General features: G+C 40.7%; 13 protein-coding genes and 1 pseudogene. 6 read left to right on the top strand and 8 right to left on the bottom strand.

Features of this window, described 5'->3' with window-relative positions; all coding sequences use genetic code 11:
• Positions 1-43: 43 nt before the first annotated feature.
• The 4 genes and pseudogenes from FHG64_RS08345 to FHG64_RS08335 form a co-directional block, all read right to left on the bottom strand.
• Positions 44-616, bottom strand: a pseudogene (locus tag FHG64_RS08345) (ATP-binding protein); the annotation flags it as partial.
• A gap of 20 nt (positions 617-636) precedes the next feature.
• Positions 637-2,190: an IS21 family transposase gene (gene istA / locus FHG64_RS08340; RefSeq protein WP_139065968.1), complete on the bottom strand. Its 1,554-nt coding sequence runs from the start codon at positions 2,188-2,190 to the stop codon at positions 637-639.
• Between the two features lie 690 nt (positions 2,191-2,880).
• Complete coding sequence (locus tag FHG64_RS19885) at positions 2,881-3,015, bottom strand: hypothetical protein (protein ID WP_317133596.1); 135 nt, start codon at positions 3,013-3,015, stop codon at positions 2,881-2,883.
• Positions 3,012-3,359, bottom strand: coding sequence for a UpxY family transcription antiterminator (locus tag FHG64_RS08335; RefSeq protein ID WP_317133595.1), 348 nt, complete (start codon positions 3,357-3,359; stop codon positions 3,012-3,014). The genes FHG64_RS19885 and FHG64_RS08335 overlap by 4 nt, the downstream gene beginning before the upstream one ends.
• Positions 3,360-3,830: 471 nt before the next feature.
• Here FHG64_RS08335 and FHG64_RS08330 point away from each other — a divergent pair, with 471 nt between their 5' ends.
• Together FHG64_RS08330 and FHG64_RS08325 are read left to right on the top strand one after the other, a co-directional pair.
• Entirely contained in the window at positions 3,831-4,337 is a 507-nt protein-coding gene (locus FHG64_RS08330; RefSeq protein ID WP_139065967.1) for a hypothetical protein, read from the top strand.
• Positions 4,338-4,343: 6 nt separating this feature from the next.
• Positions 4,344-5,084: an LVIVD repeat-containing protein gene (locus tag FHG64_RS08325; RefSeq protein ID WP_139065966.1), complete on the top strand. Its 741-nt coding sequence runs from the start codon at positions 4,344-4,346 to the stop codon at positions 5,082-5,084.
• A gap of 590 nt (positions 5,085-5,674) precedes the next feature.
• On the opposite strand, the gene FHG64_RS08320 is transcribed toward FHG64_RS08325, so the two are convergent.
• The gene (locus FHG64_RS08320) at positions 5,675-5,977 is read right to left on the bottom strand and encodes a helix-turn-helix domain-containing protein (RefSeq protein ID WP_139065965.1); all 303 of its coding nucleotides are present in this window, start codon (positions 5,975-5,977) and stop codon (positions 5,675-5,677) included.
• A complete protein-coding gene (locus FHG64_RS08315) occupies positions 5,964-6,305 on the bottom strand; it encodes a type II toxin-antitoxin system RelE/ParE family toxin (RefSeq protein ID WP_139065964.1) in 342 nt (113 codons plus the stop codon). Before FHG64_RS08315 ends, FHG64_RS08320 begins: the two co-directional genes overlap by 14 nt.
• Before the next feature lie 139 nt (positions 6,306-6,444).
• On the opposite strand from FHG64_RS08315, the gene FHG64_RS08310 reads away from it, so the two are divergent.
• From FHG64_RS08310 to FHG64_RS08295, 4 genes are all read left to right on the top strand, one after another.
• Complete coding sequence (locus FHG64_RS08310; RefSeq protein ID WP_139065963.1) at positions 6,445-6,930, top strand: helix-turn-helix transcriptional regulator; 486 nt, start codon at positions 6,445-6,447, stop codon at positions 6,928-6,930.
• 23 nt (positions 6,931-6,953) lie between these two features.
• The gene (locus FHG64_RS08305) at positions 6,954-9,929 is read left to right on the top strand and encodes a DEAD/DEAH box helicase (protein ID WP_246054353.1); all 2,976 of its coding nucleotides are present in this window, start codon (positions 6,954-6,956) and stop codon (positions 9,927-9,929) included.
• Positions 9,930-10,415: 486 nt separating this feature from the next.
• Complete coding sequence (locus tag FHG64_RS08300; protein ID WP_139065962.1) at positions 10,416-10,976, top strand: LemA family protein; 561 nt, start codon at positions 10,416-10,418, stop codon at positions 10,974-10,976.
• Between the two features lie 3 nt (positions 10,977-10,979).
• A complete protein-coding gene (locus tag FHG64_RS08295; protein ID WP_139065961.1) occupies positions 10,980-11,936 on the top strand; it encodes a M48 family metallopeptidase in 957 nt (318 codons plus the stop codon).
• A 478-nt stretch (positions 11,937-12,414) separates the two neighbouring features.
• Here FHG64_RS08295 and FHG64_RS08290 read toward each other — a convergent pair whose 3' ends face one another.
• Both FHG64_RS08290 and FHG64_RS08285 read right to left on the bottom strand, forming a co-directional pair.
• On the bottom strand, positions 12,415-13,161 hold the full coding sequence (locus FHG64_RS08290) for a CPBP family intramembrane glutamic endopeptidase (protein ID WP_139065960.1): 747 nt from the start codon (positions 13,159-13,161) through the stop codon (positions 12,415-12,417).
• Between the two features lie 128 nt (positions 13,162-13,289).
• The gene (locus FHG64_RS08285) at positions 13,290-13,664 is read right to left on the bottom strand and encodes a PH domain-containing protein (RefSeq protein ID WP_139065959.1); all 375 of its coding nucleotides are present in this window, start codon (positions 13,662-13,664) and stop codon (positions 13,290-13,292) included.
• Positions 13,665-14,081: the final 417 nt, after the last annotated feature.

Raw genomic sequence — 14,081 nt, 5'->3', positions numbered from 1 at the left:
AAAATCATGCTAAGTTAAAAGATGCAGTTGGTGGGCCGGATACATTGTAGCGGTCATCTATAATATCCATTAAGGTCTCTCTTGCGTGATTATCGAAGGCCTGAAGTCCAAAGTCATCAAGGATGAGTAGATCTGCTTTAAGTAGTTTGTTGAGTTCTTTAAGATAGGTTCCATCAACTTTACTAAGTTTAAATTTCTTAAAGAGGCGAGCTGTATTGGAGTATACAGTTTTATATCCCATAAGGCAAGCCTGATGCCCTAATGCCTGGGCTAAATAGCTTTTACCAACACCGGAGGCACCGGTGAGAATAACATTTTCTCTTCTGCTTATAAAGTCCAAGGATCCCAGGCGTACAAACATATTCTTATCCAGATTACGACTGGAGGTGTAGTTCACTTCAGCAAGACTTGCTTTCTGCCTAAAGTTTGCTTGTTTAAAAAGACGGTCAATCTTTCGGTTCTCGCGATCCTCCCATTCGTGGTCTGCCAGTAGTGCCAGGTATTCATCGGCAGTAATATCGTTTAGTTGATTGTTGTTCACGTACTGATGATGTAGCTGGGCCATAGCACCCAATCGCATTTGTTTTAATTTTTCAATAGTTTGATTGTTATTCATATTTCTGATTTAAATGAGTTTTACTTGTAAGCAGCAGCACCCCTAATGTTTTGATGGGATGGAATATGGGTCTTATCTTCTTCAAGGTCCTGGTAAAAGAGGGAGCTTTGGTCGAGGTTGTTTTCTAATATCTTTTTGATCCGCTTGTATGAAGCCGCATCTGCCTGCAAAGCTCTTTTACACGCATTGTCAAGCCTCTGGGAACTGTAGGACTTGTGAAGCATGATAAGCCCCATCACCCGTTTGTAACCTGTTTCAGGATAGTCACTGTCAGCAAGGATCTTTTCTACACAGCTCACTACGTTAGCCCCATGCGCAGCGGCTTTGTTTTTAAAGTATTCAGGACTCCAGGAGGTATATCCTTTATGGGTGCTACTTAAGTGTTCTGTATTTGTGGTGTAGGTTCCCTTAACAGGATTTCGCTGATGCAGGGCAATTCGAACGTGGTTATAATAAACCTCTACCACACTTTTTGTATAATGGATCAGAGTCTTTTTGCCGATGTATCGGTAAGGAACGCTATAATAACTTTTATCTGGAGAGAAGTATACATATCCCATCTTCTGAACCTTTGCACGTTTATAATCCTTGATCTCATAGGCAGATGTAGGCAAGGGTTTTAGGTATTCCCGCTCTATGGATTGAAAGAGTTCCCTGCGGCTGGCTTCCTTTCGCTGGAACAGTAAATTATTATAGGTAACAAGCAGGCGTTTTATCTCCCGGTTTAGATCTTTTAAGGAGAAGAAGGTCATCTCCCGCAAGGGATAATAAATCCGTTGATAGACCAGGTGGACTGCATTCTCCACCAGAGCTTTATCCTGTGGAGCATAGCTGCGGGTGGGATTGATCACACAGTTATAATGGCGGGCAAAGTCTTTAAAGCTTCGGTTGATCTCCGGCTCATATTTACTTGCCCTGGTCACTGCAGATTTTAAGTTATCTGATACAATGGCTTTAGGCACACCTCCATAAAAATGTAATGCATTACCGCAAGAAGTGATAAGATCCTCCCGTTTCTGGCTTTGACTAGCCTCTACGTAAGTATACTGGCTGTTAGGAAGGATAGCAATAAATACTTCTACGGGAATAAGTTCTCCAGTGTCTTTATCAACGATATGCAGTTTTTTGCCCGTATAATCAATGTACATCTCATTACCTGCTTCGTGCTCAAGTTTCATAGAACCTTTGACCTTAGCATATTTACGCCGGTAATGCTCCATAAACTGCGTGTAGCTATAAGGCTGGGAAGCATGTTGTGCATATTCCTGATAATGGTATAAAAACGTAAAACCAGGATGATTCCGGGCCTTATTGACCCCTTCAAAGTAGAGCATCAGTTCATCATGCCGCTCATTATCAATAGTGGTAAGTGAAGGAAAAAGCGCATCCAGGCGTACATTATCAAAGGATAGTAGTTCTTTAAAAGAATAGTCACTGGCCTTAAAAAGCTTCATGTAGCTGTTGACAGTGTTTCGGGAGATGCCCAGAGTAGCACCGATTTTACGGTTACTAAAACCATCCAGTTTTAAGGTAATAATTTGTTTTAAGTCCATCGGATCAAGGGTGTTGGCCATATCTTATTACATTTTTTGCAACAAGATATTACTTGATCTTCCAAAGTGGCACAAATTGAACCGATACGACTGGCACAAAACGAACCGTTATGGTTCCTTGAATTCCGGAAGTGGCACAAATCAAACCGAAATGACTGGCACAATTTGAACCGTTATGATTTTCATTGCTGCCAAAAAGTGGCACAAATCAAACCGAAATGCCTGGCACTAACCGACCGAAATCACTGGCACAATTCGAACCGAAATAGCCATAAGTCGTTAGTGGGAGTGTTTTCCGTTTGCGGGTTACCGTTTGAGGACGGTTAATGGGTTAATTGGGGATTGGTTAATTTGTTCACATCGAGGATTGTAATTTCGTTACTCTTATTTGATTTTTTAAAATTTAAAATTCGGTGTCTGGAATTTTTTGTCTTGCCGACTTTACAGAAAAAATCATATATTCAATCAATAACTTATGGAAGTTCACCTAATTTCTAAGGCAGAGTATTAGTAAATAGCTTCAGCAGAAGGGTTTCATTAGCGGCTGGGGGCGAGAGTGCTTTTCATTTTCTCGAGTCTAATTTATTGTTAAACTCCGTGTTTAAAAAAGAAATAAGAGCGGCATTTTTCAAATTAGTAATACACAAGTCCAGTCTCTAGACTCTAGATTCCAGACTCTTTTACTCAATTCTCAATACTACCTACTCAATACTAATCAACCACATCTGAGGACCTCACATTCACCACAAATCCCATAGACTTCAGAATAAGTCTCATTCGTTTTTTACCTATTTTCTGAATGATCGCTTCCTGTCCTTTGAAGTCGCCTTCAGCAATGGTGATCACTTGTCTCCGGGAGAGAGATGATCTGTGGAGAAGATCTCAATTTCGTCGTTATTGAGCCAGCTTTTGATTGTTTCAATTTCTTTATCCTTAACGATCGCCGGTTTACCCAGCCAATAAAGGAATTGTATTACTCCGGGAGCCTTGAAGACATCCTGTCTGGATTTTTCTGTAAGTCTTACGAATACATAGGATTTAAAGAGTGGTGTCACCACTTTTTTCTTGCGGTCGCTCCATTGCCGCACCTCGGTGATCACTGGGCAATAGGACTCTATATTCGTTTCCTCCAATTCGGTAGCCACCCTCTTTTCCCACCGGGGTTTGGTGTATATCACGTACCAATTCATATATCCGAAAGATTTTTCCGTTACCGCCACACCGGGTTAGTAGGGTGTTCCGGGAAATGGTGGCGTTAAAGGATCGAAATTCAAATTTAATATAAATTTTTTGGATTGCGCGGATTAAAGCGGATTTCGCGGAATGGTAATCGTTTGGGCCTTCGGCGTTTGTTGTTTGGTGTTTGTTGAGTGGATTTAGGTGGCGAGATTAATTCTTGTTTTTTCCGAAAATAAACGTATTTAACCACGGAGTTCAAGGAGTTAATAATTTGACGTGCGGTATCTCACATCTCTAATCTTACCCCGGGTTATTTCCTTAGGTCGCGGCGTGAAAAGTTTGTTTTCCGTATCCCTTTTCTCTTTTTTCTATTCTCAATTTCTATTTAATATCCTCATGTTTTTACAATTAACAAAAAAATGAATGATTTGTTATATATTTAAAAAATCATTGAAAATTTCTCTCATAAAAGATCATTTAATATGAAAAAACCTCTTTTACTTCTGTTACTGCTTTTTTTGATGCTACTTCAATCCTGTTGGAGGAATCTTCAGGATGATGTGGGTTTTGTTGAGGAGAGCAGGTATCAACCTATTACACAGCAGCGTTCTTCTTTTGAAGCGACTATGACTATTATGGGGGACCGGCCGGTATTAAACTCCGGAAAGATCTATGTAAAAGACGATCTTATCTATTTAAATGAAAAAAGTGAAGGATTCCATATCATCGATAATTCTGATCCCGAAAATCCTGTGCCGCGGGCTTTTCTAAACATTCCCCTTGCTACAGATCTTGCAATTCGCAACAACATCGTATATGTGCACCATGCGGTAGACCTGGTGGCTTTCACTTATAATGCCAATTCCCTTAAGATCGTACACCGGGAACGGAATGTTTTTCCCGAACTGCGCTCGCCAGATGGGTATGATGCTTCTTTTTTTGATGTGCCTGAAGATGAGGTGGTAATCGGCTATGAATTAGTAAACTAAGACAACATGAGAAAGATTGGTAATTTTTATTTTTCTGTAGCACTGATGCTTGCAGGATGCAGTGGAGACAATATTTCCCCCGGTTACAATTCTGGAGATGGCAGCGGCGGCTCCCTTGCCCGGTTCTCTCTTGTTGGGGACTATTTGTACACGGTGGATGATCAATCCCTCCGAATCTTTAATATCATCGATCCCGAACAGCCTGCTTTTGTGGGAGAAAAATATATTGGTTTTGATATAGAAACGCTCTATTCCCTGGATGATTACCTATTTGTGGGAAGCCGGCTGGGAATGTTCATCTTTGATATCTCCGATCCTAAATTTCCCCTTCAGCTATCTGAAGTGCAGCATGCGCGAAGTTGCGACCCCGTAGTTTCTTCGGGAGATTATACCTATGTCACCCTGCACACGAATGCCTCTTGCGAAGGAAATATAAATCAGCTGGAAGTATATGATACCCGGGATCTCATGAGGCCGGAATTACTGGCCACCATCACCATGGACCGGCCAATTGGTCTTGGATTATACCAAAATCACCTTTTAGTAACAGACCTTGGGGTGGTGCGTATCTTTGATGTCACCAACCCTGCAAAGCCAGATCTTATTGGAGGAATAGAACAGGATGCTTTTGACCTTATAATTCGCAATGATGACCTGTTCATAATAGGGGAGGAGTCTTTGAGTCAGTACCGGTTAAATCCGGATGATATGGGGGAGGTTGTTTTTAGGAGTAGTATTCAATTTTAGTCGTTAGTCGTTAGTCTTTAGTCGTTAGTGGCCTGCGGGGTTTTCCGTTTACCGTTTTCCGTTTTCCGTTTTCTGTTTTCCGTTTGAGGGTGGTTAATTCGTTAATCCGAATTATGGAATTTGGTTTTTGGAATTTCTTGATTCTTGTTTTCTCTGGCTGCGTCTGCCTGGCTGTTTTGCTAGACTTTTTATCCCAAATCTTTCTCTGTAGTTTTTTGGGTTCCCTTTAGGGTCAGGGAAAAACCAAAAAACTACAGGACCGCGATTGGAATTAGAACTTTGATCTGATTATATTTTTCTCCGTTCTTAAATCCCCGGTTGACTGTCATCAATTACTTGTTAATATGAACCCGCCACGGGACCACCCCGGCAGCCCCCTAGCCCCCAAAGGGGGAACAAAAAAAGGAATCGCTGTACCTTAAGGTTTCCGCGTAATCCGCTAAAATCCGCGTAATTTTTTACCTCCGTGAAACTCCTTTTTCAACTCATTTTAAACTCCGTGGTTAAACAAAAAAATAGTCTCGAAGCAATGATAATTACTCTTCCACGGTATTATTCAACAGAAAACGGTTAGCGGTAAACAGGAACAGTTAGACGTCCAGTGATAATTTTAAACTTCCCCCAAGTCCATCGCGAATTATTCTCATAAGTGTGGAAAGTCTTATATCGCTGGCGTTATTTTCAATTCGGGAAATGTAGGTTTTGGTTGTTCCAACTTTATCTGCAAGCTCTTGTTGTGTCATCTGCTGTTTCTTTCTGGCCTCCTGTATCAATACCCCTATCTTAAAAGTTTCAAATTCTTCCTGGAATTTCTCGCGTGATGCTGTTCCACTTTTGCCATACTGCTCGTCCAAATGATCATCAAATGATGTGATTCGCTTATCTGTTTTCATAGTACTCTTTTTTTAACCGTTCTGCTTTTTTAATTTCCTTTAATGGGGTTTTCTGTGTCTTTTTTTGAAATCCGCTCAACAGGATTATTAAATTTCCTTCATCAAAGAAACAGAAGATTCGAAAAATCCCATTTCCGGCGGATATCCGTACTTCCCAAATTCCGTCGGTATTAGACAGGTGTTTAAGAAATTTTTCAGGGACTATTCTTGTAGTTTTAATTAGCAAAAGAGTCCAGTCAATTTTCTTTTGAACTGCAAGAGACTGTTTTTTGTAAAAATCCCTGAAATGATTTTCGTAAAACCCTATCTGCCTATTAAATTCTTCCAATCCTTATTACCATTTAACGCATACCAAAGTTACCTAAAAAGGTAACAAATCCCAAATTTGATTCGGACTAATAACAGAGTTTGTTTTTTCCAGCTTTCAAAATAATTTAAACATAAACAAATTTGTTTATGTTTGTGTTATGGATAACTTTTTAAATTACAAAGGCATACACCCTGGGAAAGTTTTAAAACGTGAACTGGATAAGCGTTCATTAAAGCAACGCCCTTTTGCTTTGTCTATTAATGAACATCCGCAAACCTTAAATGCAATTACTAAAGGAAAAAGAAATCTTAATACTGCCCTTGCCCTGAAAATCGAGGAAAAACTGGGTTTGGAAGAGGGTGCAATGGCAATTTTACAGACCTATTATGATATACAGAAAGAGAAAGAAAAGCAGGTTCAGGAAACGCCTGATCTTTCAAAACTAAGAAAGGCCTTATTCTGGGATACCGATTTTAATAAGATCAACTGGCAGGAAAAAAGTAAGGCAGTTATTAGTAGAGTGTATGAACGGGGAAACGGAATTGAGAAGGAAGAAATCACTCGTTTTTATGGGAAGGAGAAAGTAGATGCGGCGCTTGGAGAAGATACCCGAAAACCTTTTTCAGTTTCATTTAAAAAATAGGGATGCGCCTATTACAATAGTCAATGAATATAAATAATATAACTTCATTATTTAAAGGGAGAACCGATGTGTTTGCTGTTCATTGGCAGAAAGGAAAGAAAAGTGGTTATATGCCGGCATATCGCTATGACCCTTATATGTATCGGTTACATAAAATGAAGGGAGGATCTTTTAAGGATTATAAAGATAAAGCACACCTCCCCTTAAATGATCTCCAAATTCAAAAGCATTTAAGTGGCCAACAATTGGTAGGAATCTATCCATTGTTGAAGGACAATACCTCCTGGTTTATAGCTGCCGATTTTGATAAGCAGAATTGGATTGAGGAATGTCAGAAATTAATTGAAGTTTGTAATGAATATGGAATTTCTGCATATTTAGAAAGGTCACGATCTGGTAACGGGGGACATGTATGGATATTTTTCGACCAACCATATCAGGCATTTAAAAGTAGGAGGATTCTGCTTAAATTAATGGAGTTGGCCGGCTTGTTTTCTGTGTTGGATAAGAACTCCAGCTTTGACCGATTATTTCCAAATCAAGATTATCTTTCCGGTAAAGGTTTTGGCAATCTTATCGCATTACCTTTTTATAAACCTGCAGTTGAAAATGGTCATAGTTGTTTTGTTGATCCTTCAACTGAAGACCTAAAACCTTATCCAGATCAGAATAAATTTTTATCCGCAATTCAAAAGACACCGGTTGACCACCTGGATACCTTATATGACTCTTTAGGTCTTAGCACCTCTACAGATAGTACAATTAAAAAAAATAGTTCAGGAAAACTTCAAATAAGCCTGAGCAATGCTCTTCATTTAAACAGAGCTGGAATAAATTCCAGTTTAATTAATTTTTTAAAGGAAGAACTCAATTTTTCAAATTCTGAATTTTTCATTAAAAAGGAAGCGGGTAAAAATACCTGGGGAACACAAGCCTACATCAGTTGTATCGATGTTACAGAAGAGGAAATAGTCATACCGAGAGGGTTTGCCGGAAAATTGATCAGGTTTTGTAAGGAACAGGAGATAAATTATGATTTTCACGATTACCGGAAAAAATTAGCGCCGGTTGATTTCATTTGGGAAGTGCCTCTTCGATCACACCAAAACCTCGCGATTGAAGTTTCTTCCAGAAAGGATTTTGGAATAATCTCAGCTCCTCCGGGTTCAGGAAAAACTGTTATGGCTCTTAAGATAATTGCTTCTAAACAACAACCGGCCCTTATCATTGTGCACAGGAAACAATTAATGGAGCAGTGGATTGAAAGTATTCAGGCTTTTCTTGGTATTCCTAAAAATGAAATTGGGAAGATAGGCCAGGGCAAGGCAAAAGCTGGCAAAAAGATTAGCGTTGCTATGATACAGAGTTTGGGGAAATACATTGACAAACAACAAACCGCAACTTTTACCCAATCTTTTGGCACCATAATTATTGATGAGTGTCATCACATTCCTGCCCAAACTTATAGAAAGACAATATCAAAATTCTGTTCATATTATCAATATGGGCTGACTGCTACTCCCTTTCGTAAAGGAAATGATGAAAAGTTACTGTTCGCTTATTTAGGTGAGAAAATTGCAGAAATTAAACCTCAGGATATAGAGGAATACAAACGACCCCGAATTGTGATTAGGAAAACTTCCCTTGATATTCCTTTCAATTCTAAAACTGATTCCTTCGAGACTCTATCAAAAATTCTTATACATGATTCTTCTAGAAATAGTTTAATCCTAAAGGACGTAGAAGCAGAACTTAGACTTGGTAAAAAAGTAGTAATTATAACAGAACGCAAGGAACATATAGATTCTTTAAATCAATATCTTAAACAATCTTTTGAATCTATAACACTGAGTGGAGAGGATACGGAGGCAAACCGAAATTTAAAATGGAAATTATTACAAGAAGGGAATTATCAGGTTTTAATTACCACCGGACAGTTTTTTGGTGAGGGTAGCGATTTGCAAAATGCTTCCTGTCTTTTCCTTGCATATCCTTTTTCCTTTAAGGGTAAACTGGTCCAGTATATTGGGAGGGTACAACGTTCAGAGAAGACTCCTGTCATATATGATTATCATGATTATAAAATTGATTATCTCAATCGGCTTTTTCTAAAAAGGAATAGGCATTACAGACACTTCGATAAGCAAGCTACCTTGTTTGATGAAGAAATGAAGACATCAACTTCTCAAATTTTAACCATCGACAAAAAAATAAAAGTGCCAATTTCGGATCTTGATTTTCGATATGGAGCGGCTGCTTTTAAGTACGGGACTTCAGACATTGAGACACTTGAATTTGAAATAGAAAATGAGGATTTAAGACCGGAGTTCGAAGTCTTAAAAACCTATTTTTCCAAGGCGCTCAAATCAAAATATATCGAGGTCGAAATATATGCAGAATTTGAAAATAAGGTGTTGGTGGCACAATCTGCATACTCCCATGACCTAGAAAAAATTAATCAGGAGCTAATTGAAAGTGTCAGGTTTCGGTTTGTGCAAAAAGATATTTTAGGAAAAGCACATTCCTCTGAAACGGATAATAACTTATTGGATTTAGAGAGTTTACAGGAACAGAATTTTCCGTTATATAAATCCGAAGAAGAGCTTCTGAATGAGCTTTTGAAGAATAAACACCTAAAACACTTCCGCCAAATCCAATATCTGGCTTCTAAACACGAGAGTGACATTCTTAGGATTCGTTTTGTATTGCAACCTTTCTCTTTTGTTTTCCTGCTTTCAGGTAGAGACGCATATCATTTAGTTTTAGAAACCCTGGATACTGAAGAAGCTACCTACCTTTGGCATCTGGACAAAAAAACGGGAGATTTAAAAGATAACTTAATTCTCGTTGATGAAGATTTAAATATTATACGAAACAAAGGGAGACAATATTTCCTGCAAACTTCTAAAAATAATTTTAGCCGGATAGTACATGATTATTCTGATGAACGAAAAGGGTTTGTAGTATGGAAAAGTGCTTTGGAAGAGAGGCTTTATTAAATTTAAAAACTCACTACGTTATTCCTGGTTTTAAATTACCGGTTGGCTGTTAGAACTGCGAGTCAACTCGAACCCGCCACGGGACCACCCCGTCCAGCGAAGCTGTCCACCCTCCCGATCCATATCGGGATTGAAAAAAGGAGGGGAGCCGTTTAAAAAGACGCTTGTTACTAGAATCAAGAATCAAGACCGCTTCGCTCCAAGACTTTTACTCCGCGTAATCCGCTAAAATCCGCGTAATCCCTTTTCCTCCGCGTAATCCTTTTTCCTCCGTGAAACTCCTTTTTTCAACTCCATTTAAACTCTGTGTTTAAGCAAAAAAATACCCTCGAAAAAATGAAAATCATCCTCCGCAGAAAAACCCAACAACAAACACCAAACAACAAACACCAAACGTCAAACGACGCAGGCACTTTCTAACGACTAACGACTAAAGACTAACAACTAAATAACTATATTTACAATTACAGAACAAAAACCAAAAACATGGCAATATACATCATCATTGGAATCCTCGTCATCCTCGTGATTTGGGGTGTGTCTATTTACAACAACCTGGTAAGCCTGAAGAACAACCGGGAAAATGCGTTTGCAGATATCGATGTGCAGCTTAAGCAACGTCACGATTTAATTCCGCAGCTGCTTGGAGCGGTGAAGGGATATATGGAACACGAGCGTGGAACGCTGGAGTCTGTTACCCAGGCACGTCAAAAGGCTATCAACGCTACCGGGATCAATGAGAAGATCGAGGCGGAGAGAGAGCTTACTTCAGCGCTGCAGGGACTTAATGTGCAGGTGGAAGCTTATCCGGACCTGAAGGCGAGTCAGAATTTTATGCACCTTCAGAAGGAAATAGCCGATATTGAAAATAAACTGGCTGCTGTGAGACGCTACTTCAACAGTGCTACCAAAGAGCTTAATATCGCTATTCAAAAATTTCCGAATAATATATTCGCAGGGATGTTCGGCTTTACTACCCAGCCTATGTTTGACCTTGGTGCTGCAGGAAGGGAGCGTATGGATGTTGCGCCAGAGATCAAATTCTAAACAGTGGCTTTTGTAGGGATCCACACCCAGATCAAAAGGAATAACAGGAAATCTATCCTGCTCCTTATCGCATTTCCGTTGCTTATCCTGGCGGCGGTCTATGCCGTGGTGTTTTTTACCAGTGTGGATGAATACGGGAATTTTTCACCGGAATACGCTTTTGATGTTTTCCTGCAGGCAATCCCTTTCGTACTTACAGTAGTCCTCATTTGGTTCCTCATCGCCTATTTTGCCCATGGGAAAATGATCTCCATGGCCACCAAATCCAAACCCCTGGAGCGGAAGGAGAATATGCGGGTCTATAACCTGGTGGAGAACCTTTGTATGAGCGTGGGGATGAAGATGCCCGCGGTGCGCATCATTGAAAGCGATGCCCTCAACGCGTTTGCCAGCGGACTCAAGGAAAAGGACTACACCGTGACCCTCACCCGTGGTCTCATTGAAAAGCTGGATGACGATGAGCTGGAAGGGGTGATCGCCCACGAGCTGATGCATATACGCAACAAGGATGTGCGCCTGCTGGTAGTCACCATAGTATTCGTGGGGATCTTCGCCTTTGTGGTGCAGGTGGCTTTTCGAAGTTTTCTCTACGGAAATATTGGCGGTAGCCGAAGAAGAGGAAAGGATAGCGGCGGCGGACAGCTTATGATCGTGATCCTGATAGTTTCCTTTATCGCCTATTTTATCTCGATGCTCTTCAAATTTGCCCTAAGCCGAAAACGGGAATATATGGCCGATAGCGGTGCTGCTGAAATGACCCGGAAACCCTGGGCGCTTGCCTCTGCTTTAAAAAAGATCGCACCCAACCACCACGTAAAAGTGAGGAGCGAGGAGGTACAACAAATGTTCATAGAAAACACCCCCAAAGACACATCAGCCGGCCTCTTCGGCGGACTGGGAGGACTTTTTTCCACGCATCCCCCAATTGAGAAGAGAATTGAGTTTTTGGAACAATTCTAGGGAGTAGTGAGTAGTTAGTATTGAGAATTGAGTAGTGAGATGTTGTCTGTTGTCAGTTATCGGTTGTCGGTTAAAAAAAGTGGAGAGAGGAGAGAGGAAAGTCTGGACGGAGCCCCCTAAAACCCAAAGGGGAAACAAAAAATAATTCTATGTGTCCTTCTTTCCATTCCCGGTTGACTGTTTAAAACTAGCCATATATTCTGAACTAGCGACGGCCCACCCCGCCCCTCGGGCACCCCTCCGGAGGAGGGGAAAACTCACTGCGGCTTACATTTTTCGCGTATTCCGCTAAAATCCGCATAATCCTTTTTCCTCCGTGAAACTCCTTTTTTAACTCATTTTAAACTCCGTGGTTAAGCAAAAAATTACTCTCGAAAAAAGGAGAATCGAACTTCCCAAGATGAGCCAACAGAAAACAGAAAACGGTAAACAGAACACAACGAAGAGCCTCTAAAGACTAACGACTAACGGCTAAAGACTACACAAGATTATAGATCGACACCAGCGCAATAGTATCCAACAACCCATGAACGAAAATCAACGGCCAGACCCTTCTTTTGTTAAGCAGGTACGCGGTGCCGAAGACGAGTCCTACCAGCCCTGTGAGGATGATTCCTCCCAGTCCCTGCCAGGCGTGCATGAGTCCGAAGATGAGGGAGCTTATAACCACGGCAGCCCAGGGGGACCAGCGGTTACGGCCCAGGAGGATATCCAGGGTATTGATAAGGAATGCCCTAAAGATCACTTCCCGAAGGAAAGCGGCGGTGATCCAAACAAGAATAAGGGCACTGATCAACAACGGTAAATTCTGCTGAATAACCATTAGGTGATCGACATTTTGGGGAGAGGTGATCTCCTCCACGTATGGTTTGACATATAGGGATAGCAGTACAACGGCAATGAAAACAGCCGCGGTTACCAGGATGGGTCGCCACCAGTTATCTGGCCTGCCAAGGCCCAACTCGCTCCAGCTCCAGCGTGCGGCCTGTTTGTTGAGCAACACGATCACGCTAATAAATACAGCATTAGTAATAAGAAGCCAGAATCCGGGACTGCTTAGTTCAAGAATTGAATAGGCAAAATAGGTTTGTGCGAGGTATTGCAGGCAAAAATCTCCCGCCAGCAGGATCATTAAAGAAACCCCGAGTACCATTTTATGACCCTCATCATCGATCGCCGGTCGAACGGGAGTGTTGTGTATTCCAGGTATTCTAATTGCCCTCATTTTATCTTATCTCCATCCGGCATTTGATTTTCTGCCGAAATGTTAACAAAAATATAAAATTTTTTGCAAAATACTGGTTTGACAAAATAAAGTTGCTGAATTTGAAGCAATTAAACATTTGAGTAGTGCTATTTCACCTTCTCACTAAGCAGAACACCAACTTCGGCGATGTCTATTTTCTTGCCCAGTTTGACCCCAAACACACCCACGCCAGAGACCCAGATCTTAAGGTCGCTGTCCCAGTCAAAAGTTCCTGCGGTCTCTACAGAAAAAGAGGTGATCTTCGAATAAGGGAACATCCTGAATTCCTTTTTCTTACCCGTTATTCCCTGAATATCGATCGCGATGATCTTCCTGTCTGTAAAAATAACCTTATCCCTTGCGTGCCGGTAATATAAAAGTATATTCTCCCCCGGCGCCAGGAACATATCAAAAAGCTCACGGCCTTCCTCATTAATAACTTTCTCAGTAACGCTGAATTTTGCTAAAAGATCTATAGGCATAGTTTGATGTATTATTAATTGTCCTCTAAATTAAAATTTGTTTTTAAATAATGGAAGGGCTTGGGAAGAGTTTGGCAATCGGTTGTCGGTTATCAGTTGTCGGTTATCAGTTGTCGGTTGTCGGTTGTCGGTTGTCGGTTGAAAAAAAGTTGTAGGTTGTAGGTTGTAGGTTGTAGGTTGAACAATTGTAGGTTATAGGTTGGGAAAAGTGGAGAGTGGAAAGAGGAGAGAGGAAAGTCTGGACGAGAATAAAAGAGGTCAGAGGAAAGAGGACAGGGTTCTTGTGACGTCTTGTTTCTTGTCTCTTGATTCTTGTTTCTTTTTAATCCTCCGTGAAACTCCTTTTTTTTACTCATTTTAAACTCTGTGGTTAAGAAAAAGAATAGTCTCGCAAAAAGTAGGATTATCTCGTAAAGA

Source organism: Antarcticibacterium flavum (assembly GCF_006159205.1).
Lineage (GTDB): Bacteria > Bacteroidota > Bacteroidia > Flavobacteriales > Flavobacteriaceae > Gillisia > Gillisia flava.
Note: the sequence above shows the minus strand (reverse complement) of the source record. Positions and strands in the feature narration are given on the sequence as shown.

What these genes read in the sequence shown, in the direction of transcription:
- istA (WP_139065968.1), bottom strand. Translation starts at nt 2,190, where the DNA reads ATGGCCAACACCCTTGATCCGATGGACTTAAAACAAATTATTACCTTA.
- FHG64_RS08335 (WP_317133595.1), bottom strand. Translation starts at nt 3,359, where the DNA reads ATGAATTGGTACGTGATATACACCAAACCCCGGTGGGAAAAGAGGGTG.
- FHG64_RS08330 (WP_139065967.1), top strand. Translation starts at nt 3,831, where the DNA reads ATGAAAAAACCTCTTTTACTTCTGTTACTGCTTTTTTTGATGCTACTT.
- FHG64_RS08325 (WP_139065966.1), top strand. Translation starts at nt 4,344, where the DNA reads ATGAGAAAGATTGGTAATTTTTATTTTTCTGTAGCACTGATGCTTGCA.
- FHG64_RS08320 (WP_139065965.1), bottom strand. Translation starts at nt 5,977, where the DNA reads ATGAAAACAGATAAGCGAATCACATCATTTGATGATCATTTGGACGAG.
- FHG64_RS08310 (WP_139065963.1), top strand. Translation starts at nt 6,445, where the DNA reads ATGGATAACTTTTTAAATTACAAAGGCATACACCCTGGGAAAGTTTTA.
- FHG64_RS08305 (WP_246054353.1), top strand. Translation starts at nt 6,954, where the DNA reads ATGAATATAAATAATATAACTTCATTATTTAAAGGGAGAACCGATGTG.
- FHG64_RS08300 (WP_139065962.1), top strand. Translation starts at nt 10,416, where the DNA reads ATGGCAATATACATCATCATTGGAATCCTCGTCATCCTCGTGATTTGG.
- FHG64_RS08290 (WP_139065960.1), bottom strand. Translation starts at nt 13,161, where the DNA reads ATGAGGGCAATTAGAATACCTGGAATACACAACACTCCCGTTCGACCG.
- FHG64_RS08285 (WP_139065959.1), bottom strand. Translation starts at nt 13,664, where the DNA reads ATGCCTATAGATCTTTTAGCAAAATTCAGCGTTACTGAGAAAGTTATT.